The organism is Aureimonas sp. AU20, from assembly GCF_001442755.1.
Lineage (GTDB): Bacteria > Pseudomonadota > Alphaproteobacteria > Rhizobiales > Rhizobiaceae > Aureimonas.
The window spans coordinates 1,099,776-1,120,145 of record NZ_CP006367.1 but is presented as its reverse complement, the minus strand read 5'-3'; the positions used below and the strand labels follow the sequence as shown (position 1 = coordinate 1,120,145).

Annotated in this window: 18 protein-coding genes; 11 read left to right on the top strand and 7 right to left on the bottom strand. The window is 66.9% G+C overall.

The annotated features are described in order from the left end of the window. Nucleotides 1–80 precede the first annotated feature (80 nt). The 3 genes from M673_RS05100 (at nucleotide 81) to M673_RS05090 (ending at nucleotide 2,138) form a co-directional block, all read left to right on the top strand. Nucleotides 81–524, top strand: coding sequence for a DUF1810 domain-containing protein (locus M673_RS05100; protein ID WP_061974147.1), 444 nt, complete (start codon nucleotides 81–83; stop codon nucleotides 522–524). A gap of 215 nt (nucleotides 525–739) precedes the next feature. Beyond that, nucleotides 740–1,786 (top strand): ROK family protein, encoded by a 1,047-nt coding sequence (locus M673_RS05095; protein WP_061974144.1) that lies wholly within the window; start codon nucleotides 740–742, stop codon nucleotides 1,784–1,786. Nucleotides 1,787–1,868: 82 nt separating this feature from the next. After that, nucleotides 1,869–2,138, top strand: coding sequence for a DUF2312 domain-containing protein (locus tag M673_RS05090; RefSeq protein WP_061974143.1), 270 nt, complete (start codon nucleotides 1,869–1,871; stop codon nucleotides 2,136–2,138). 94 nt (nucleotides 2,139–2,232) lie between these two features. Here the strand turns inward: M673_RS05090 and M673_RS24520 are convergent, their stop codons facing one another. Beyond that, nucleotides 2,233–2,397: a hypothetical protein gene (locus M673_RS24520; RefSeq protein ID WP_156421100.1), complete on the bottom strand. Its 165-nt coding sequence runs from the start codon at nucleotides 2,395–2,397 to the stop codon at nucleotides 2,233–2,235. 264 nt (nucleotides 2,398–2,661) lie between these two features. Between M673_RS24520 and M673_RS05085 the strand changes: the two genes are divergently transcribed. The 4 genes from M673_RS05085 to M673_RS05070 all read left to right on the top strand — a co-directional run bounded on the left by M673_RS05085 (nucleotide 2,662) and on the right by M673_RS05070 (nucleotide 8,265). After that, entirely contained in the window at nucleotides 2,662–3,561 is a 900-nt protein-coding gene (locus M673_RS05085; RefSeq protein ID WP_061974141.1) for a bestrophin family protein, read from the top strand. Nucleotides 3,562–4,249: 688 nt separating this feature from the next. Further along, nucleotides 4,250–5,074 (top strand): outer membrane protein, encoded by an 825-nt coding sequence (locus M673_RS05080; protein WP_061974139.1) that lies wholly within the window; start codon nucleotides 4,250–4,252, stop codon nucleotides 5,072–5,074. A gap of 199 nt (nucleotides 5,075–5,273) precedes the next feature. Next, a complete protein-coding gene (locus M673_RS05075) occupies nucleotides 5,274–5,453 on the top strand; it encodes a hypothetical protein (protein ID WP_061974137.1) in 180 nt (59 codons plus the stop codon). A 442-nt stretch (nucleotides 5,454–5,895) separates the two neighbouring features. Further along, nucleotides 5,896–8,265, top strand: a complete 2,370-nt coding sequence (locus M673_RS05070; protein WP_061974135.1) for a putative bifunctional diguanylate cyclase/phosphodiesterase — start codon at nucleotides 5,896–5,898, stop codon at nucleotides 8,263–8,265. A gap of 46 nt (nucleotides 8,266–8,311) precedes the next feature. On the opposite strand, the gene M673_RS05065 is transcribed toward M673_RS05070, so the two are convergent. After that, entirely contained in the window at nucleotides 8,312–10,129 is a 1,818-nt protein-coding gene (locus M673_RS05065) for an acyl-CoA thioesterase (protein WP_061977672.1), read from the bottom strand. 284 nt (nucleotides 10,130–10,413) lie between these two features. Beyond that, complete coding sequence (locus M673_RS05060) at nucleotides 10,414–10,833, bottom strand: MerR family transcriptional regulator (protein WP_061974133.1); 420 nt, start codon at nucleotides 10,831–10,833, stop codon at nucleotides 10,414–10,416. Between the two features lie 240 nt (nucleotides 10,834–11,073). Between M673_RS05060 and M673_RS05055 the strand changes: the two genes are divergently transcribed. Then, nucleotides 11,074–11,838: a L,D-transpeptidase gene (locus M673_RS05055; RefSeq protein ID WP_061974131.1), complete on the top strand. Its 765-nt coding sequence runs from the start codon at nucleotides 11,074–11,076 to the stop codon at nucleotides 11,836–11,838. A gap of 246 nt (nucleotides 11,839–12,084) precedes the next feature. On the opposite strand, the gene M673_RS05050 is transcribed toward M673_RS05055, so the two are convergent. The 3 genes from M673_RS05050 to M673_RS05040 form a co-directional block, all read right to left on the bottom strand. Continuing rightward, a complete protein-coding gene (locus M673_RS05050) occupies nucleotides 12,085–12,744 on the bottom strand; it encodes a ceramidase domain-containing protein (protein ID WP_061974129.1) in 660 nt (219 codons plus the stop codon). Between the two features lie 28 nt (nucleotides 12,745–12,772). Then, entirely contained in the window at nucleotides 12,773–13,219 is a 447-nt protein-coding gene (locus M673_RS05045; protein WP_061974128.1) for a YqaA family protein, read from the bottom strand. A gap of 139 nt (nucleotides 13,220–13,358) precedes the next feature. Then, nucleotides 13,359–15,539 carry a malate synthase G gene (locus M673_RS05040; protein ID WP_061974126.1) on the bottom strand — a complete coding sequence of 727 codons (2,181 nt, stop codon included), beginning with the start codon at nucleotides 15,537–15,539 and terminating at the stop codon, nucleotides 13,359–13,361. A gap of 180 nt (nucleotides 15,540–15,719) precedes the next feature. On the opposite strand from M673_RS05040, the gene M673_RS05035 reads away from it, so the two are divergent. From M673_RS05035 to M673_RS05025, 3 genes are read left to right on the top strand one after another with little or no spacing between them, the layout of a single operon-like run. Further along, nucleotides 15,720–17,327 (top strand): bifunctional metallophosphatase/5'-nucleotidase, encoded by a 1,608-nt coding sequence (locus tag M673_RS05035; protein ID WP_061974124.1) that lies wholly within the window; start codon nucleotides 15,720–15,722, stop codon nucleotides 17,325–17,327. 12 nt (nucleotides 17,328–17,339) lie between these two features. Further along, nucleotides 17,340–18,440, top strand: coding sequence for an SPFH domain-containing protein (locus M673_RS05030; protein WP_082639180.1), 1,101 nt, complete (start codon nucleotides 17,340–17,342; stop codon nucleotides 18,438–18,440). A gap of 5 nt (nucleotides 18,441–18,445) precedes the next feature. Beyond that, nucleotides 18,446–18,889: an NfeD family protein gene (locus M673_RS05025; protein WP_061974122.1), complete on the top strand. Its 444-nt coding sequence runs from the start codon at nucleotides 18,446–18,448 to the stop codon at nucleotides 18,887–18,889. Between the two features lie 9 nt (nucleotides 18,890–18,898). On the opposite strand, the gene M673_RS05020 is transcribed toward M673_RS05025, so the two are convergent. Continuing rightward, a complete protein-coding gene (locus tag M673_RS05020) occupies nucleotides 18,899–20,125 on the bottom strand; it encodes an ROK family transcriptional regulator (RefSeq protein ID WP_061977671.1) in 1,227 nt (408 codons plus the stop codon). Nucleotides 20,126–20,370: the final 245 nt, after the last annotated feature.

Here is a 20,370-nt window from a genome sequence, read left to right as displayed (position 1 = left end):
GCCGGCAGGCCAGCAGCCATGCCGATCCGGCGCATCGGGTTTTGCCGGATCGGCCTTCCAACCCGGCAGGGAGACAGTTCATGACGTCCGACCCGTTCGATCTCCGGCGCTTCGTCGTCGCGCAGGAAGGCGTCTATGCCGATGCGCTGGCCGAGCTGAACCGGGGCCGCAAGGCGAGCCATTGGATGTGGTTCGTGTTTCCGCAGATCGAGGGGCTGGGGCGCAGCGAAACGGCGCGCCGCTTCGCGCTTCGCTCGCTGGACGAGGCCAAAGCCTATCTCGCCCATCCCCTGCTCGGGCCCCGGCTTCGCAAGGCGGTGACGGCTGCCTGCGAAAGCGGCGAGCGTTCCGTGCATACGCTGTTCGGCTCGCCCGACGACATGAAGTTCCACTCCTCGCTAACCCTGTTCCGCGAGGCGGCTCAGGGAGACGACAGGCGTCTGTTCGACGAGGCGCTCGCCCTCTTCTTTGGCGGCGAAGCGGACGGAGCGACTTTGGCGAGACTCCCCTCGTCGGCGCGCTGACGCCGGTCACGCGGATTTCACTTCGGCGCGAAGGCGCAAGGGTCGGCCGAACCCTTCGCCCATGGCGGCATTGAGGATGTGAGGACCTCATCGACGCGCCGTCCGGTCCGAAACGGCGCTGCGCCTATGCGGGCCATGATCCCGACGCCTGCCCGATCGATACACCCTGCTTTCGCCCCGCCAGACCTTCGCCCGCCAGACAATGGACCGCTCCCATGCCCGACGCGCCCGACCTCGCTGCCCCGCATGGGGCCGCCGACCTGCCGGTGGCGCGGGTCGAGAGCCACAGTCTCGACATTCGCGAGGATGGCGGGTTCCTAGGGGACAAGGCCAGCGAGACCGCTTTCCGCACGCTTCTGGACCTTTGGCGCGAACGCCTGTCGGGCCAGGGCGACACGCCCTTCGGCAACGCGTCGACGCAGGAGCTGGAGCGCGACGAGCTGGACGAGACGCTGCATCGGCCGGACAATGCCGGCGAGGCCGAGGCGCTGGACGGCGCGCTGCAGGATTTCGCCGTCGATCTCGCCGATGTGCTGGACCGATTTCTGGCAAACGCCTCCTGGGCGGGGGTGGAGCGCATCGTGTGCGGCGGCGGCCTCCAGTCGAGCCGCGTCGGCGAGGAGGCCGTGCGCCGGGCCGAGGCGATTCTGCGGGAGGAGCATGGCCGCCCTATCCCGCTTTCCTCGCTGCACCATGCGCCGGACGATGGCGGCATGGTGGGCTGGGCCTATGCCGCGCCGACCGAGGTGCTGGGCGCGGGCAACGCCTTTCTCGCGGTGGACATTGGGGGCACCAATCTTCGCTGCGGCGTCGTGGCGCTGGAGAAGGAGGGCCGGGAACCCCGCGTCGTCCATCGCGAGAAATGGTGCCATGCCGACGACGAGCCGAGCCGCGAGGAGGTGCTGGAGCGCATGGGGATGCTTCTATGCCAGGCCGCCGACGAGGCCGGGCGAGAGGGGCTTCGTCTGGCACCCTTCGTCGGACTGTCCTGCCCCGGCCTCGTTCGGCCGGACGGCAGCTTCGCGGGCGGCGTGCAGAATCTGCCGGGCGACTGGACCGAGCCGGGCTTTCGCCTGCCCGAGCTCGTGCGCCGCGCCGTTCCGCGCCTGCGCGGCCATCCCACCATGATCCGCCTGCACAATGACGCGGTGATCCAGGGGCTCAGCGAATGGCCCTTCATGCGCGACGTGGAACGCTGGGCCGCGGTGACCATCGGCACCGGCCTCGGCAATTGCGCCTTCCGCAACCGCTCTCGGGGATGAAGGGGCGGCGCGCCGGTTGGGTTAAGGACTCGCTTACCCCTCCCGGCGATAGTGCCCCCGGTTCATTCAGGAAGGAGTCACCATGTCGGACACGGTTGGCATCGGCGGCAGTCGCATCCGCTCGTTCGTGGAGCGCGTGGAACAGCTGGATCAGGAGATTCAGGATCTGATGGAAGGCAAGAAGGAGGTCTTCGCCGAGGCCAAGGGCGAGGGATTCGACGTCAAGATCCTGAAAGAGATCATCAAGCTGCGCAAGCAGGACAAGGACGAGCGCGACGAGCACGAGACGCTGCTCGACCTCTATCTGCGCGCCATGGACGAGGCCCCGGCCGAAACCGCCAAGGCCGCTTAAGCCCAGCTCGCTCGCTTTCGCAGGCAGCGAAAAGCCCTCTCCGCCGTCAGGCCGGGAGGGCTTTTTATGGGCCGGCCTCAACCGGCCCGGTCGCTCAGTTCTGCGACACGCCGCGATAGTCCACCAGCGGGTCGGCTTCGACCTTGGTCATGTTGGTGATCCCGAGGAACACGACGCCCCCAGCGAACAGAAGGCTGAGAATAAGAAGGCTGTAGCGAAGGGCACGAAGGTGGAAAGGGCTGCGACTGCGGCTGCGCATGGGCGTTGATCCGTTGGAAGATGTCGCCTCAAGAATTCGCGAGCGGCCTTCGAGGTTCCAGCCCCTTTCAAAAGAAGGCGCACTGTTGCGCCTAAATCATCAACCCTACCAGACGGATAAGACCGGCACGATCAGGACCCCGCTCCCGAGCGAGCGGCGCGTCATCCTCTCGCCTTCGCGGGGCCGAACCGAGGCCGCTTTCTCATGCTGCAATGCAACCAAGCGTTCTTCGGTTCGTTTGGCCGTCCACATAAGGAGTTGCGCATGGTCTTGCCCGAGTCTGCCCGTCTGCCGCGCATGCTTCGCTATGTAGGCTGGCCGCTGGTGCTGCTCCTGATCTGGGACGTCATCGTCACGCTGGCCTATGTCTACCTGCCGCATCCCGGCTTTGACCTGCCGATCCTGCCGATGACGCTGCTCGGTTCGGCGCTGGCGCTGTTTCTGGGCTTTCGCAACAACAACGCCTATAATCGCTGGTGGGAAGCGCGAACGCTCTGGGGTGCCATGGTCAACGCCTCGCGCTCCTATGGCCGCGCCGTGTTCCATCTCATCGATACACGGCCGGAAAGCCACGACCTGCGCCAGGCGCTGGTGATGCGGCAGATCGCCTATGTCAACGCGCTGCGCTGCCATCTGCGCCGCCAGCCCTGCCTGGACGAGATCCGCCCTTTTCTCGGCGAGGCCGAGACGGAGGGTCTGACCGACGTCTCCAACGTGCCCAACGCGGTTCTCAACGAGACCGCCGCGCTTCTCTCGGACGCCACCCGGCAAGGCTGGATGGACTCGATCCGCCGCACGCAGGTCGAGCAGCTTCTGGTGGACATGAGCAATGCCCAGGGCGGCATGGAGCGGATCAAGAACACGCCGCTGCCGCGCGAGTACGACTACTTTCCCACGCTCTTCGTCCATGTCTTCTGCGTGCTCCTGCCCGTCGGGCTGGTCGACAGCCTCGGCATCTACACGCCGCTCGCCTCCACGATCGTCGGGTTCATGATGCTGGCCATGGACCAGATCGGCAGCGACCTGCAGGACCCGTTCGAGAACCGGGACCACGACGTACCCCTCACCTCGATCTGCCGCACGATCCAGATCGATCTCGAACATCTTCGCGGCAAGATGGACGCGCCGGCCCCCGTGCGCCCGGTTAACCACGTTCTCTGGTAGGTCGAAGGCCGGAGGGCGCCTCACTCCCCGGCAAGACTTCGTTAACCCCGACCATGGTTTCTGAACCCTTCCCAAGCGTTCGAAGGTTTGAACCATGGATCTCGTGACGACCTTGTTCTCATTCATCCTGACGATGGGCGGCTTTGCGGTTCTGGTCTCCGTCGCCCTCCAGCTTTCCGGCGACCACCGTCCCAAGCCGCGTGGCGCGCGCTGACCGAACCATTCCGGTCCCATTTCCATTCCCCATGGCTCGGCCCCGTCCTGCGGCGCCGGGCCATTTTCGCGTGGGGCCGACGTCCGGACGCGTCAAAATTGCAACGCTGGCGTCTAACCCGCATGCGGCTACTTAAACGTCCCAAGCTCACGTCAGCGTGATTCTATTCTCACATGGGCCAATTCAAGACTGTTGAGAGACTTCAAAAACCCCAGCCTGTCGGGTTTTTCCCTGCCTCACCTCTCGTCCTTTCCGCTATTTCGAAGAACAACTCATTCATCACGCGCCGGTGAACTGCGTTACATCTCAGCAACACGGATGGGATTCATGCGGAAGGCGGCTTGAGCGGCGAAAAATTTCAGGCATCTTCTGAGCAACGGCGCAACGCTGGCGAAGAGGCAAGTCCTCGTCGCGGCACGGCGCCCCGATCCTCGACGGGGGCCGCCAGTGCCTTTCGCAACCGGAGTTTGTGCCATGAAGACCCTCGCTCTCCTTCTCGCTTCGGCCGCGACGCTGGGCCTCGCCTCGCAGGCGCTCGCCGCCGACGTCGTCTATTCCGAGCCGGCTCCCCCGGTCGCCATGGCCCCGGTCATGACCTGGACCGGCCTTTATCTCGGCGTGCAGGCCGGCGGCGCGTTCAACCCTGACAATGGCGACAATCTCGCCATCGTGCCGAACTTCGGCGGCGCGGGCGCGGCCTTCCTGACCAACGCCTTCGGCTCCAGCTTCACCTCGGAATTCGAGTCGAGCTTCGTCGGCGGCGCGCATGTCGGCTACGACTATCAGGCCGGCGCCTTCGTGATCGGCGCGCTGGCCGACATCAATGCGCTCGACATCTCGCAGCGCGCCAGCGCCTTCTCCAACACGCCGGCCGTCTACACCGCCGAGCGCAGCCTCGACTATCTCGTGACCGGCCGCCTGCGCGCTGGCTACCTCGTCACCGACAGCGCGCTGCTCTACGCCACGGGCGGTTTCGCCTATGGTCAGGTGGACTACCGCTTCGGCACCAACAGCCCGGCCGTGACGGCCGCCTTCCCGGCGATCTCGCGCGAGAACGAAGACGAGTGGGGCTACTCGGTCGGCGGCGGCATGGAAGTGAAGGTGACGCAGAACATCTCCTTCGGTGCCGAATATCTCTACACCAACCTCGGCGACGGCGGCTCCTTCACCCGCCTGAACGGCGGCCCGTTCGACGGTTCGGGCGCGGCGGTGATCGCCGGCCAGTACACCGACTTCCGCACGCGCGGCGACTTCGACTTCCACACCGTGACGGCGAAGCTCTCCTACCGCTTCAACTGATACGACCTCGAACTGATCCGATGCGGGTCGCGCGTTCCCCACGCGGCCCAAGAGAGGCCCGCCCGGTGCTAAGCCGCGGCGGGCTTTTTTTGTCACGCAGGGCAAAAAACATCGGCCCGATCCGAGACTTGGGCGATCGCGCATCTTTTCGCAAGGCGCGCGAGCCATAGGTCATGGCGCATCGAGGCCGGAGAATGTCATGCCATCGGACGAGGATCCGATCATCACGGTGTTGCGGCTTTCGGAAGAAACCGACGACCCAACCGAACTGACACAGCGGTTCCGGGAAACCCATCCCGAGCTTCCGCATCAGGCGTTTCTGGACGCCTGCATGGTGGCGCTCGACATTATCGGCTCGCGCCCCGCACGACTGCACTAGAAACCCGGGACGAGACTTGCGGGAGGTTTGCACAGCAAGACCTCTGCCCGCTTGCGTCGTCGAAGCCTGAAGGCTCGGCCGCCAGCTTCCACTGCACCCCCTAGTCTGAAATCCGACGCCGTCTCCCCGCCGACCGCACCGCCGGCCTCGGCAGCGCGATGGGCGCAAATCGAGGCCCCGATCGTAAGCTCGAAGTAATACTGATGGTCTTATCTCCAGTGTTTCGGCGCCATTTTTAACCTCCTCTTCAGCAAACAGGGAGGTCTATGGGGGTCGCTGTGGGCCAATTGGTGAAGCGCGCGTTAGGCATTCGTGCAGAGCGAGAGAGGCAGGTCCTGGGCGTCGGGGCAGACATGGGTTCGCTAGGATCGAAGCCGCGTCTGACCTGAGCCGGCGGACCGCCCGAAAAGGCCGGTTCGGCAAGGTCGCAGGGTGGAAGCGAATGACGCGAGCGAGTTTGGTGGCGCCGTTCACACGTCTGACGGCCTTCCTGATCGACTACGATCCGCGGGAAGCGCGCGCCGTCGGCCCCCTGCCCGACCAAGTCCATGTCGAGCGGGTGGACGTCGCGCTGCGCCTGGCGCCGCTGACCGCGATCACCGCCTTCATGGTGGTGCAGGTCATCATCGTCCTCTTCTGGCATAGAAGCTACGTGCCCTATCTCGTGGGACTTCAGGTCGGCAGCGTCGCGCTGGCCCTGTGCACGCTGGAAAGCTGCTGGCGCTGGCGCTCGCGCGCGCCCAACCTGCCGATCGGCCCGCGCTTCAGGGCGTTGATGACCTGGGTCTCTCTCCTGGCGGGCCTGTTCCTGGCGTCGATCCCGATCGTGCTCTTCGCCGATAGCGACATGAACGGGCGGCTCGTGATCGCCTCGACCTGTGCCGGCCTGATCGCGACGGGCATGTGCCTCGCCACGGTGCCGCGCGCCTCCTTCGCCTATGTCGGGCCGATCGTCTTCGGCTCCTTTCTGGCGCTGGCGATGACGGGCGAGGCGGTGAACGTCTATGTCGCGCTGCTGCTCGCCTTCTACGCGCTGTTCATCTTCACCGCGATGTTCCACCTGCGCCGCCTCGTGACCAAGCGGGTACTGACGCAGATCGAGCTCGGCCGCCAGCAGGAGCTGACCAATCTCCTCCTCAACGATTTCGAGGCCCATGCCAGCGACTGGCTGTGGGAAACCGACGCCGACCTGAAGCTCCAGCACATTTCGCCGCGTCTGGCGGAGGTGGTGGAACTGCCCGAGAGCGTCCTTCACGGCCTCACCTTCGACCGGCTGGTGGGCGGCATCGGCGCCTCGGCCAGTGCCTTGGAGGAAAGCGGGGATCTGGCCCGCCTGTTCGAGACCATGCGGGCGCATAAGGAGTTTCACGGGCTGCAGATCCGCCTGTCGGTGGTCGGCGAGCAGCGTTGGTGGAGCCTCAGCGGCAAGCCGATCCAGGATTGCGACGGGGTCTTCACTGGCTATCGCGGCGTCGGCTCAGACATCACGGTCCAAAAACGCTCGCAGGAGCGCCTGTCCCATCTGGCCACCCACGATCCGCTGACCGACCTGCCCAACCGCGCCCTGTTTCAGCAAAGGCTCGACGCGCTGCTGGCGCGCGAGCCGGCCGCGTGCTTCGCCGTGATGTGCCTCGACCTCGACGAGTTCAAGAACGCCAACGACGCCTTCGGCCACGCGGTGGGCGACGCTCTGCTCAAGGAGGTAGCGCGCCGGCTGCAGAGTTTCGTCAAGCCGGGCACCTTCGTCGCCCGGCTGGCGGGCGACGAGTTCATGGTGCTGCACGAGACCGCCGACCGGGCCGCCGTCAGGTGCCTGGCCGAGCGCATTGTCTCGGCGGTCGGCCGTCCCTGCCGAATCGGCGACATTCATCTGGGCGTCGGCGTCAGCATCGGCATCGCGCTGGCCCCGGCTGACGGCGCAACCGATCTCGTGCGCCGGGCGGACCTTGCGCTCTACCGCACCAAGCGCGAAGGCAGGAACGGCTTCCGCTTCTACGAGGCCGAGATGGACGAGCGGCAGGAGAAGCAGCGGGCGCTGGCCTCGGACCTGCGCGGCGCGCTGGATCGCGGCGAGTTCCAGCTCCACTACCAGCCGCAGGTCGACGCGCGCACCGGCCTCGTCTGTGGCTTCGAGGCGCTGCTCCGCTGGAACCATCCCTTGCGCGGCAAAGTCCCGCCGTCCGACTTCATCCCCATCGCGGAGGAGACTGGCGTCATCATGCCGCTCAGTCGCTGGGCGCTGCGCGAAGCCTGCCGGGTCGCCACGCTCTGGCCGGAGACGATCGGCATTGCGGTCAATCTATCGCCGATCCAGCTGCGCCATTCCGACGTGCCGGCCCTGGTGGAGGAGGCGCTGGTCGGCTCCGGCCTCGCGCCCGAGCGGCTGGAACTGGAGATCACCGAATCCGTGCTTCTCGACGCGGGGTCCAACGTCAACGCTTCGATCGCGCGGCTGCGCGCGCTCAACGTGCGGCTGGCGCTGGACGATTTCGGCACGGGCTATTCCAGCTTGGCCTATCTCAGCCGCATCGCCTTCGACAAGCTGAAGATCGACCGCAGCTTCATCACCGACCTACCCGGCGAAGGCGCCAGCCTGCCGATCGTTCAGGCCATCGTCTCGCTCGCCAAAGCGCTGGGCATGACCGTGATCGCCGAGGGCGTGGAGAACGAAGCCCAGCACGCTTGCCTTGTGGATCTCGGCTGCGACGAATGCCAGGGCTACCTGTTCGGTCCGGCCATGCCGGCCGAGGCCGCCAACGCCCTGGTCCGCCCGGTCGGCGAGCGGCCCAATTCCTTGAAGATGGCGGGCTGACGACGCCTGTTCGATGAACCGGACACGCTTCAGGTGCGCCGTCGGGTCACATCACCGCGTCGGACAGGCTCGGCCCGGCCTCGCGCACGCGGTCCGTGATCGAGGAGCCCTTCGGCCAATAGGGCAGGAAGCCGCGAATGATGCTGCCGGGAATGTCGAGTGGACGGTAATCCTTGATGTCCACGAACATCAGCGACTGCGAGCCGCGCCCGAGAAGGCCATGGTTCTCGCTGTGGATCTCGTGCTCCAGCGTCACGAATTTCCGATTGTGCGAGGCGATGCGGATGCGCACCACGATCGGCTCGAACTCCTGCGCCTCGCGGCGGAAGTCGTGCTGGAACGAGCGCGTCAGCACATAGAAGGACGTGTCGGCCAGACTGAATTCCGGCATGCAGAGATTGAAGAAAAGCTCGCGCGCCTTGCCGACCCAGCGCATGTAATTGGCGAAGTAGACGTTGCCGACCGAATTCGTGTCGTCATAGGTCGGCGTCATGCGCATGACGAACCAGTCGCCGTCGAACCCGTGCGCGGCCGACAATTGCGCGACATGGCCCACGGGCTGCGCGGGCACGAGCGGCGTGAAACGCGGCGCCGCGCCGGTGCCCTCAGTGGATAGCGGAACCTCCGCCGCCTTCGGCTCGCCGAGAAGAACGGGCAGCGCGCCGACCAGACCGACGAGTCCCGAAAGGGCCATGAGGCTCGGCACCGGCCCGGCATAGCCAAGAGCGAAGAGAAGCAGCGCGGCGAGGCCGATGAGATAGCAGAGGGTGGAATCGTAGCGCCCGCCGCGCCCGAGGACGCGCGCCACCAGCGAGGCCGCCGGCCCGGCGAAGAGCGTGGCGAAAGGCGCCATGAGATAGATCATCGGCAGGTCCGACTGGACGCCAAGGGCGGCCAGCCCCACGGCCGCACCCAGCACCCAAAGCGGCGAGGCGACGAGCGCCGCAGGGACGATGGCCAGAAGCGGACTCTTGCTGCGGGCCGTCACCGAGGTGAGAAGCCAGCGCAGGGCGCAGTAGCTGCTGTCCGCCGTGGACAGGAGCGCGATCGTCGCCCAGACCACGAAAGCCACTGCGGCCAGCGTGTTCGGCGCCCCGGCCAGGGCCGTCGCCACCGCCGCCTGCTCGCCGAAGCTTCCGTCGAAGAAGGCGAGTGGCGGCACGATGCCCGCCGCCATGGCGAGAGCGGCATTGAGGCCGATCAGCCCGAGAAACATGATCGAGCCGAGACCGTAGCTCAGCGTCGGCGAGCCGCCGGAGCGATGGATCTCGACGACGCGCTGCCACTGCTGGACGTCCGTCCAGGGGCCGAGCAGAAAGCCCACCAGCGAGGGCACGACCAGGCCGAAGAAGCGCCCGTCCCAGCCCAGCACCGCCTCCGGCAGGGGCGGGAGCGCGCCGCGCAGCGCAAACAGCGCGTAGAGCGCCGCGCCGATGCCAAGCGGAAGATAAACGGCATGCGCCCAACGCAGAACGCGCAGCGAGAAGGCCTGCCCCGTGGCGCAGGCGACCAGCAGTGTCAGCCCCGCCAGAAGCGCCATGCCCGCCGTGCCGCCGAGCGGCGCGAGATAGGAAACGAAAGCGTGGAGGCTGATGCCCACCGCCGCCACCTGCGCCAGCAGGAAGAGGCCGGCGAAGGGTCCTTGAAGACGGGAGAAGAGCGCGGCGGGGTCGCGTCCCCGCCGTCCCAGCACCCAACCGAACAGGAAGAGGCCCAGCGCGTTGGGCAGAGCGAAGGCAAGGAAGCCCGTCCAGCCATAGCTGCGCGCCATGTGCAGCGAATAAAAGAAGCCCAGCCCCCAGAGCCAGGAAAGAGCGACCGTGGGAACCCAACCGACGGATGTCCGAATCGCTGTGAGCGGCATTTCCATTCGCCTAAGACGTGTAAATTTTGACTAAAACCTGTTCCGTCTTCACGCCTTGGTCAATCGTATTTGGTCAGTCTCCCAAAGAATTTTCACCCGTATGGGGTAAGGATTCGCCTCGTCGGCACGATATCATCGGTGCTCAGCCAATAGTGCGACAATAGATCGCCTCGGCCATGACAGCTCGAAGACACGCAACCAGGGAGCATATCGAAGGAAACGCCCGGACCGGCGGCCTCGCCGCGAAGGACGAGATGCGAGGCCCCGGAACGGGAGCGGAGCGCTCAGGCGCCGGTGGCGCGCTGGGCCACGCGGGCGCGCTCGCCGCTGATCTCGTCGAGAATCGGGCAGTCCGGCCCCTGGCCCTTTTCGCAATCCTGCGTCAGCGAGGCGAGCGAGCGCTTGAGGGTCTGGAGTTCCTCGATCTTGCGGTCGATCTCGACCAGGCGGCGGCTGGCGAGGCGGCGCACCTCGTCGCGCTGGCTCCCCTCCCCCGCATAGAGCGACAGGAGCTTGCGCGCTTCTTCGATGGAGAAGCCGAGCGAGCGCGAGCGCTGAAGAAAGCGCAGGACATGCACGTCGCGCTCGACATAGTCGCGATAGCCGTTGGCCGCCCGCGCAGGCCGCACGAGACCCACGTCCTCGTAATAGCGAATGGTCTTCGGCGGCAGGCCGGACCGCCGCGAAGCCTCTCCGATATTCATCCCAACCCCCGGAGTGTCACCCCGTTTCCACAGGACAGGGCAAGAGATGTCGCGGCCTTGTGGATCGTCAACTGTGTTCGCACCGCAACAACAAAATCTTAACCACACAAGGTCTCTACTACCCTCGTTGCCAGCGATGGGTCAGAGGCGTACGAACAAGCAACCCCATCGGGATCGCTTGTCCGGGGACTTGGGCCGTTGCTTGGCCGCTCGACCCCCGCAGCCTGCACCGGACGTTTCATGAAGACCCGCTCGAATCCGCTTCTCCTCGGCGTTTGCCTCGTTGCCATGGCTGCCCTGGGCGCCTGCACCACGACACAGCAGCGCGCCTCGATCTCCCAGACCGCGCCGTTGGCTCAGGCCTATGTCGCGCCGGCGGAGGAGATCAAGTCGGGCGGGCCCCTGGGTCCGGTCGAACTGACCGCCTACGACGCGTTCGAGGACGGCGGCTTCAAGCTTCCCAAGATCCCGGCCAACAAGATCGACGCGCAGTTCCTGCGCCAGCGCGTGGTCTACAACGGCGAGGGCCTGGAGCCCGGCACCGTCGTGGTCGACACCAACAACCACTTCCTCTACGTGGTCGAGCCGCGCGGCACGGCGATGCGCTACGGCATCGGCGTCGGCAAGGCGGGATTTGCCTGGTCCGGCGAGGCTCAGATCAAGGACAAGCAGCACTGGCCGAAGTGGTTTCCGCCGGTCGAGATGATCGCGCGTCGCCCCGAGCTCAAGCCCTACGGCAACGAAGTCGGCATGAACCCCGGCCTGCAGAACCCGCTCGGCGCCCGCGCCCTGTATCTCTACCAGGGCAACAAGGACACGCTGTTCCGCCTGCACGGCACGCCGGAATGGTGGTCGATCGGCAAGTCGGTCTCCTCGGGCTGCATCCGCCTGATGAACCAGGACATCGTCGATCTCTATGACCGCGTTCCGATGAACGCCCGCGTCATCGTGCTCCAGGGCAAGGAAACGCTCGAGGATCACCGCCGCTCGGCGCCGCAGAGCTAAGACACAGTTTCAAGGGCGGGGGACCGCTCTGGCCGGGCGCTTCGGGGGAAGCGCCCGGCCTTTTTTCGTTTATGGCCTTCGACTCAGAGACTGTTTGACAACTCGGCGGCGGAAGGCCGCGGGATGATTTTTCGGTGTCGCAAGGCGCCAAACTAGAGTGATGCCAGCGCCATCGACAAGGATTGGCAACGGTCCATGGGGACGGGCGACGGCGAAAAACGCTGGCGGACCGACCCGACCGGGTTGTCAAACAGTCTCTTGGCGAGGCTCGAGCCGGCGCAGCGCGACGCGCAGGCAGAGCGCCAGCACCAGCGCGTTCAGCCCATGCCAGAGGAAATGCGTGCCGAGCGGCCAGCGAGGGCAAAGCGGCTCGTCCATCATGCGGAAGGCGAGCGAGAGGGTGAAGATTCCGGCGGCCCAAAGCAGCCCTCGCCCGCCCGGCCGCCCTTCCCACACCAGCCAGGCGCCGATGCCGAGAAGCGCCAGCAGGGCCGGCAAGTAGGCGGCGGAGGAGCCGAGAAGCGGCTCGGCCAGCGGCGCGCCGAACTGGCCCGCCAGCGCGAAGGCAAGCGTGCCAAAAAGGCTGGCGGTCAGCCGGAGGCCGACCAGACGATGCAGCGCCAGCGCAAAGAAACCGTAGATGAACAGCGCGATCGGCAGCACGTCGGCCAGGGCCGACCAGCGATTGGCGAAGGTGTGGAACAGGAAGGAGCCGAGCGCGATCACGGCGACGAGGGCGATCAGCATGAGCACCGCGCCGTCGCCCCGCCCCTGCCGCCGCCAGCGCGCGAAGGCCCAGAGGGCGGCGAGCAGAAAGGCGGCATTGCTGAGCGCATTCACCGGCTCCGCCCAGAAGCCGGGACTCAAGCGCTCGCAATAGGCATCGATCGGCGCCGTCCAGTCCATACCCGAGCCTCCACGCGCGAGGGGCGCGTCAGCCGCCCCAGAGGCCGAGCGTTGCGGCCGCCACCGCGATATAGCGCGCGCCTTTGCCGACGCCCACGAGCGGCACGAACCAGACCAGCCGGACATGCAGCAGTCCGGCGATGACGGTCAACGCGTCGCCCACGACGGGAAGCCAGGCGAAGAGGAGCGAGGGCAGGCCGAAGCGCTTGAACTGACGCTCGGCGCGCGCGAGTTGTGCGCCCTTGGCGGGAAACCAGCTGCGATCGCGGTAATGCGCCAGAGCCCGGCCGCAGCCCCAGTTGAACACCGCGCCCAGCGTGTTGCCCAGCGTCGCGGCCGCCACCAGCCCGGCCGCATCACCCTCGCCGCTCACGAGCAAGCCCGCCAGCACCGCCTCCGACGAGGCGGGAAAAAGCGTCGCCGCGACGAAGCCGCTGGAGAACACCGCGAGATAGGGCCAAAGCTCGAACATCATCGCGGGTATTGTCGGATCACAAGGGAAGAACGTCGCCGGTTTCGATCAGGCAGCGACTCAGATCGCAAGCGACTCGACCGCTCGGTGTGACGAACGAGGAGAGCCGAGGCCCCCCGAGGGAGCGCTCGGCGTCGATAGCTCAGGCGCGGCGCGCGTCGGCCTTCTTCTCCAGGCGGCGGCGGTGCAGGACCGGCTCGGTATAGCCGTTCGGCTGCTCACGGCCCTTGAGCACGAGATCGAGCGCCGCCTGGAAGGCGATGGAGCGGTCGAACTCGGGCGCCATCGGCTGATAGAGCGGATCGCCCGCGTTCTGCCCATCCACCACGGCGGCCATGCGCTTCATCGTCTCCACCACCTGCGCCTGCGTGACGACGCCGTGCAGCAGCCAGTTGGCGATGTGCTGCGAGGAGATGCGGCAGGTGGCGCGGTCTTCCATCAGGCCGACATTGTTGATGTCTGGCACCTTGGAACAGCCGACGCCGGCATCCACCCAGCGCACGACATAGCCGAGAATGCCCTGCGCGTTGTTGTCGAGCTCGGCCTGCACATCCTCGGGCGTCCAGTTCGGGCGCACGGCGACGGGAATGGTGAGGATGTCGGTGAGCTGGGTGCGCGGGTGGCCCTCGAGCTTGGCCTGCACCTCGGCGACATCCACCTCGTGATAATGCGTGGCGTGCAGCGTCGCGGCGGTAGGCGATGGCACCCAAGCCGTGTTGGCGCCGGCCTTGGGATGGCCGATCTTCTGCTCCAGCATCGCGGCCATCTTGTCGGGCATGGCCCACATGCCCTTGCCGATCTGCGCATGCCCCTTCAGGCCGCAGGCAAGGCCGGTGTCGACATTGCGGTCCTCGTAGGCCTTGATCCAGGTTGAGGCCTTCATGTCGCCCTTGCGGATCATGGGGCCGAGTTCCATCGACGTGTGCATCTCGTCGCCGGTCCGGTCGAGGAAGCCGGTGTTGATGAAGACGACGCGGCGGCGCGCCCGGCGGATGCACTCCTTGAGGTTGGCCGTGGTGCGGCGCTCCTCATCCATGATGCCCATCTTCACCGTGTTGGGCTCGAGGCCCAGCGCGGCCTCGACGCGGGCGAAGATTTCGTCGGCGAACTCCACCTCGTCCGGCCCGTGCATCTTGGGCTTCACGATATAGACCGAGCCGGCTCGGCTGTTGCGCGGGCCTTCGGTCTTCTGCAGGTCGTGCAGCGCGATCGTGACGGTGAACAGCGCGTCGAGCAGACCTTCGGGCGCCTCCGAGCCATCGGCCAGGAGCACGGCGGGGTTGGTCATGAGGTGGCCGACATTGCGCACCAGCATGAGCGAGCGGCCCGGCAGGGTGAGCGTCGAGCCGTCCGGCGCGGTGTAGGTTCGGTCCGCCTCCAGGCGGCGGGTCACGGTCTCGCCGCCCTTCTGGAAGGTTTCGACGAGGTCGCCCCGCATCAGACCCAGCCAGTTACGATAGACAGCCGCCTTGTCCTCGGCGTCCACCGCCGCGACGGAATCCTCGCAATCCTGGATCGTCGTCACCGCGCTTTCGAGCAGCACGTCGGAAATGCCGGCATGGTCGGTGCGTCCGATCGCGGACGTGCGGTCGATGACGATTTCGAGGTGCAGGCCGTTGTTGCGCAGGAGCAGCCCGGTCGGGCTCGACACCTCGCCCTTGTAGCCGGCGAAGGCAGCGGGGTCGGCCAGCGGCACGAGGCGCGCGTCGCCCAGGCGCGCGCAGAGCCGGCCGTTCTCGATCTCGAAGCTTTTGGCGTCGCGCCAGGAGGCGCCGTTCAGCGCCACGGCGCGGTCGAGGAAGTCGCGCGCCCAAGCGACGACCTTGGCGCCGCGCTGCGCGTTGTAGCCCTTGCCGCGCTCGGCGCCGCCCTCGTCGGAAATGGCGTCGGTGCCGTAGAGCGCGTCGTAGAGCGAACCCCAACGCGCGTTCGCCGCGTTCAGCGCGAAGCGGGCGTTCAGCACCGGCACGACGAGCTGCGGTCCGGCGATGGTGGCGATCTCGGGATCGACATTGGCGGTCTCGACCGAAAAGGCCGGGCCTTCGGGCACGAGATAGCCGATCTCGCGCAGGAAGCTCTCGGCCTCCGCGCCGTCCACCGCCGCGCCCTTGTGCTCGCGGCACCAGGCGTCGATCTGAGCCTGCAGCTCGTCGCGGCGCTGGAGAAGCTCGCGGTTGCGCGGGGCGAGGTCGGTCAGGAGATCGGCGAGCGCGTGCCAGAAGCGGTCGGGCTCGATGCCGGTTCCCGGCAGCGCCTCGGTCTCGGCGAAATCCTTGAGGATGGGCGAGACCTTCAGGCCATGAAGCTCGACGTAATCGGACATGGGACGCTCCCCTCGCATACGGTCTTGAGTAAGACGGGTCGGGAAAGCTGTGTCGGGCATGGCCGGGCGCCTGTCAAACGGACTTTACCGAAAGCTGCGAGGAACGGGCTTCCCAAACGGCGCGCGGGCTGGGAATCATGCAAAGGCCCCGCCCGACCGCATCCGAAGGACCCCTGCCTCATGAAATCCTGCCTCTTCGGTCTCGCCGCCCTTCTCGCCGCCGGCACCGCCCTGCCCGCCCAGGCCTTCGACCTGACCATCCTGCACATCAACGATTTTCACAGCCGGGTCGAGCCGATCAACAAGTATGACGGCCCCTGCTCGGCCAAGGAGGCGGCGGAAAAGAGCTGCTTCGGCGGCATCGCGCGCATCGCCTCCGCCGTCGCGGCCGAGCGCAAGGCAGCCGGCAGCCGCCCCGTCCTGCTTCTCGACGCGGGAGACCAGAGCCAGGGCTCGCTCTTCTACACCTACTACAAGGACAAGGACTCGGCCGAGTTCATGAACCGCATCGGCTTCGAGGCCATGGCGGTCGGCAATCACGAGTTCGACGACGGCGTGCCGGTGATACAGAGCTTTGCCGGCGCGGTGAAGTTTCCCATGCTCATGGCCAACGCCGATCTCGCCCGCGAGCCGGAGCTCGCCGAGCTCGTCAAACCCTCGACCGTGATCGAGAAGGACGGCGAGCGCATCGGGATCATCGGCCTCACCCCGCGCGACAACCAGGAGCTGACCGCCGCCGGCAAGTCCATCACCTTCACCGACCCGGTGGAAGCGGCCAAGCGCGAGGCGGAAAAGCTGACGGCCGAGGGCGTCAACAAGATCATCCTCCTCAGCCATTCCGGCTACGAGGTGGACAAGCGCCTCGCGGCCGAGGTGCCGGGCCTCGACGTGATCGTCGGCGGCCATTCGCACACGCTCCTGTCCAGCACCGACCCCAAGGCCGCCGGTCCTTATCCGACCCGCGTCAAGGGGCCGGACGGGCGCGAAGTGCCGATCGTCCAGGCCTATGCCTATTCGAAATATCTCGGCAAGCTGGACGTGAGCTTCGACGACGAAGGCCATGTGACGAAGGCGGAAGGGGCGCCGATCCTGCTCGACGCCTCGGTGCCGGAAGATGAAAGCTTTGTGGCGCGCGTCGCCGAACTCGCCAAGCCCTTGGAGGAAATCCGCAACAAGGTCGTGGCCCAGACCGCCGAGCCGATCGACGGCGCGCGCGAGACCTGCCGCAAGGCCGAATGCGCCATGGGCGATCTCGTGGCCGACGCGCTGCTCGACCGCACCAAGGACCAGGGCGTCACCATCGCCATCGGCAATGGCGGCAATGTGCGCGCCTCGATCGACGCGGGCGACGTGACGATGGGCGAAATCCTCACCGTCCTGCCGTTCCAGAACACGATCGCGACCTTCCAACTCACCGGCGCCGACATCAAGGCTGCGCTGGAAAACGGCGTCAGCCAGGTCGAGGACGGCGCAGGCCGCTTCCCGCAGGTCGCCGGCCTCCAGTTCGACTGGTCGCGCAAGGGCCAGCCGGGCGTCGATCGCGTGAAGGCGGTGCGCGTCAAGGACGCGGGCGGCCAGTGGGTGCCGATCGACCCCGCCGCCACCTATACCGTCGTTTCCAACAACTTCCTGCGCCAGGGCGGCGATGGCTACAAGACCTTCGCGGAAAAGGCCGTGAACGCTTATGATTACGGTCCGAACATGGAGGAAGCGGTGGTCAGCTATCTCCAGGCCAAGAACGCGCCCTACAAGCCCTATACGGACGGGCGCATCCGCGAAGTCGAGTAGAGCGAGGCAGGGATGAACGGGTTTTCGATGGGAGCGGAGTTCGGGCTGGGCAGCGTGCTCGTGGTGGTGGCCGCCTTCGCGGTGCTCGTGGTCCTGGCCTCGACGGTCAAGATCGTGCCGCAGGGCTACAACTACACGGTCGAGAATTTCGGCCGCTACGTGCGCACGCTGACGCCCGGGCTCAACCTCATCGTGCCCTTCGTCGAGCGCATCGGCCGGCGGATCAACATGATGGAGCAGGTGCTCGACGTCCCCACGCAGGAGGTCATCACCCGCGACAACGCCTCCGTCGCCGCCGACGGCGTCGCCTTCTATCAGATCCTCGACGCCGCCTCGGCGGCCTATGAGGTGGCGAACCTGCAGAACGCCGTCCTCAATCTGGTGATGACCAACCTGCGCTCGGTCATGGGCTCGATGGACCTCGACGATCTCCTGTCGAACCGCGACGCCATTTCCGAGCGCATCCTGCGCGTGGTGGACCAGGCGGCCCACGCCTGGGGCATCAAGATCACCCGCATCGAGATCAAGGACATCAACCCGCCGGCCAAGCTGGTGGAATCCATGGGCCGGCAGATGATGGCCGAGCGCGAGAAGCGCGCCGAAATCCTGGAGGCCGAGGGCGCGAGGGCGGCCAAGATCCTGCGCGCCGAGGGTGAGAAGCAGGCGCAGATCCTGGAGGCGGAGGGCAAGCGCGAGGCGGCCTATCGCGAGGCGGAGGCGCGCGAGCGTCTGGCCGAGGCCGAGGCCAAGGCGACGCAGATGGTCTCCGAGGCGATCGCGGCCGGCGACGTGCAGGCGATCAACTACTTCATCGCCCAGCGCTACACCGAAGCCCTGTCGAAGCTGGCGTCCGCGCCCAACCAGCGTGTCATCCTGATGCCGCTCGAAGCCTCCTCGCTCATCGGCTCGCTCGGCGGCATCGCGGAACTGGCGCGCGCGAGCTTTCCCGAGAACCGCCCGGAGCCCGGCGGCGCGGCGAGAGCTGCCTCCGCCAAGCCCTCCCCCGCCTCCCTGGCGGGCCAATCCCGGCCGGCCGCCTCCCCGGCGGGGCAATCATCGTCCCCCTCGTCCACCGCCGGGCGCGGCGTCGTGTTTCCCCGGCCCGAGGCCTGAGCGCCATGGCGGGCCTCGTGTCGAGCTATGGCTGGTGGCTTCTCGGCGTGCTGCTCCTTTTGGGCGAGCTTCTGCTGCCGGGCGTCTATCTCCTGTTTCTGGGAATCGGCGCGATCGTGGTCGGCGCCAACGCGCTCTGGCTTCCCGATCTCAGCTGGCAGAGCCAGCTCGTCGGCTTCGCCGTGGTGTCCGGCGTCGCGGCCCTGATCGGCCATCGCTTCTACGGCCAGCGCGCCCGCCGGGCGGGCGGAGCGCCGCTCAACGAGCCGGGGCTCCGGCTTGTCGGGCGCCGGGCGAAGGTCAGCGAGGCGATCGAGGGCGGGCGCGGGCGCGTCGCCGTGGATGATGGCTGGTGGAGCGCCGAAGGGCCGGACCTGCCCGTCGGAGCTCCGGTCGTGATCGAATCGGTGCAGGGCTCGCTTCTCAAGGTGCGGCCGGCGGCCGATTGAGAGCGATCCCTATCGCTCGGCCAGGAGAACCCGGTGGTCGAGCAGGAACTTGGCGAAGAAGGGCAGGCTGGCCGAGCCGACCTCGCGCGCCGAGCGGCCGATCGAGCCTTCAGTGACCGCGATCGGCTGCAGGCCCTGGAAATCGAAATCGCTCAGCGCCTGGCGCGTGGCGTCCACCAGCCGGGCGCGCACGGCGGCGGGAAAGCTGCCGTCGATCACCGCGCGCTCGAAATCATAGACCGCGATCGAGGCGGCGATGGCATGGGCGAGCCCCTCGGCGGCGATGCCGATCCATTCGTCCAGAAGAGGTCCGAGATCGGTCCAGTCCGCGTCGCGCCGCCATAGCTCGACGGCCGAGCGGCCCGAGGCCTCGACCATGCGCTCCAGCACATGGATCGAGGCGACATGGACAAGCTGGCGCCGCTCGCCGATACGCGTCGGCACCGGCATGGAGCCGAGCGCGCCGGCATTGCCGAGCCGCCCCGGCACCAGCGCGCCGTCCATCACGATGCCCCCGCCGACAAAGGCGCCCACGAAGAAATAGACGAAATTGGCCGAGACATCCGTGCCGAAGGCCTGTTCGGCGCCGCAGGCAGCGGTCACGTCGTTGGCGATGAAGACGGATTCGCCCGTCGCCTGCTCCAGTTCGGCGCCGAAATCGACGCTGCGCCAATCCTCCATCTCGCCCGGCGGCGCGCCGTTGGCCTCGCCCCAGGACCAAATCTCGAAGGGCATGCCGACGCCCAGGCCCACGATGCGCCGGCGATGGACGGGCGAGAGCGACTGGCGCAGTTCGACGCTCGCCTTCTCCACGAAGCGCATGACCTCGGTTCGGCGGGGGAAGCGATAAAGGATGGCCCGGCTCTCGCGCACGCGGCCGACGAAATCCATCAGCACCATCTCGCTGGTGCGCCGGCCGAGCTTGAGGCCGAGCGCGAAGGCGCCGTCCGGATTGAGCCGCATGGGAACGGAGGGCTGCCCGACGCGGCCGCGCCGCGGCTCGCCCGCCAGAACCAGCCCGTCCGCCTCCAGCGAACGCATGATGACGGAGGCCGTCTGCGGCGACAGGCGCGACAGGCGCGCGATCTCGGATTTCGCCAGTTCCCCGTGTCGGCGGATGAGCGAAAGCACGGCCCGCTCGTTGTGGGCGCGCAGTCCCGCTTGGTTCGATCCGCGAAGCGATTCGTCCCGCTCGACCGAGCGGCCGTCCGCGACCGATGTCGTCGCCGCATCCACACCCAAAGGCCGACCCTCCCCGTCGACGTCCGCCCTGCCCCTAGAGACTGTGTGACAACCCGGCCGGGTCGGCCTCTCGGCGCTTCTCCGCCGCCGAGTTGTCAAACAGTCTCTTACGCGGTTCGTGACGCGACCATGACGGAGACCTTACCGAGGTGTCAATAAATAAATCCATGTGAGTTATTGATTGACAGGCAACTTGGGATCGTGTCAGCTTGGGTCATTCGATCCCGGCGTGGAGGCTG

Excerpts from the sequence above, each read along its gene's own strand:
- M673_RS05100 (WP_061974147.1), top strand. The coding sequence starts at position 81 with ATGACGTCCGACCCGTTCGATCTCCGGCGCTTCGTCGTCGCGCAGGAA.
- M673_RS05095 (WP_061974144.1), top strand. The coding sequence starts at position 740 with ATGCCCGACGCGCCCGACCTCGCTGCCCCGCATGGGGCCGCCGACCTG.
- M673_RS05090 (WP_061974143.1), top strand. The coding sequence starts at position 1,869 with ATGTCGGACACGGTTGGCATCGGCGGCAGTCGCATCCGCTCGTTCGTG.
- M673_RS24520 (WP_156421100.1), bottom strand. The coding sequence starts at position 2,397 with ATGCGCAGCCGCAGTCGCAGCCCTTTCCACCTTCGTGCCCTTCGCTAC.
- M673_RS05085 (WP_061974141.1), top strand. The coding sequence starts at position 2,662 with ATGGTCTTGCCCGAGTCTGCCCGTCTGCCGCGCATGCTTCGCTATGTA.
- M673_RS05080 (WP_061974139.1), top strand. The coding sequence starts at position 4,250 with ATGAAGACCCTCGCTCTCCTTCTCGCTTCGGCCGCGACGCTGGGCCTC.
- M673_RS05075 (WP_061974137.1), top strand. The coding sequence starts at position 5,274 with ATGCCATCGGACGAGGATCCGATCATCACGGTGTTGCGGCTTTCGGAA.
- M673_RS05070 (WP_061974135.1), top strand. The coding sequence starts at position 5,896 with ATGACGCGAGCGAGTTTGGTGGCGCCGTTCACACGTCTGACGGCCTTC.
- M673_RS05065 (WP_061977672.1), bottom strand. The coding sequence starts at position 10,129 with ATGCCGCTCACAGCGATTCGGACATCCGTCGGTTGGGTTCCCACGGTC.
- M673_RS05060 (WP_061974133.1), bottom strand. The coding sequence starts at position 10,833 with ATGAATATCGGAGAGGCTTCGCGGCGGTCCGGCCTGCCGCCGAAGACC.
- M673_RS05055 (WP_061974131.1), top strand. The coding sequence starts at position 11,074 with ATGAAGACCCGCTCGAATCCGCTTCTCCTCGGCGTTTGCCTCGTTGCC.
- M673_RS05050 (WP_061974129.1), bottom strand. The coding sequence starts at position 12,744 with ATGGACTGGACGGCGCCGATCGATGCCTATTGCGAGCGCTTGAGTCCC.
- M673_RS05045 (WP_061974128.1), bottom strand. The coding sequence starts at position 13,219 with ATGATGTTCGAGCTTTGGCCCTATCTCGCGGTGTTCTCCAGCGGCTTC.
- M673_RS05040 (WP_061974126.1), bottom strand. The coding sequence starts at position 15,539 with ATGTCCGATTACGTCGAGCTTCATGGCCTGAAGGTCTCGCCCATCCTC.
- M673_RS05035 (WP_061974124.1), top strand. The coding sequence starts at position 15,720 with ATGAAATCCTGCCTCTTCGGTCTCGCCGCCCTTCTCGCCGCCGGCACC.
- M673_RS05030 (WP_082639180.1), top strand. The coding sequence starts at position 17,340 with ATGAACGGGTTTTCGATGGGAGCGGAGTTCGGGCTGGGCAGCGTGCTC.
- M673_RS05025 (WP_061974122.1), top strand. The coding sequence starts at position 18,446 with ATGGCGGGCCTCGTGTCGAGCTATGGCTGGTGGCTTCTCGGCGTGCTG.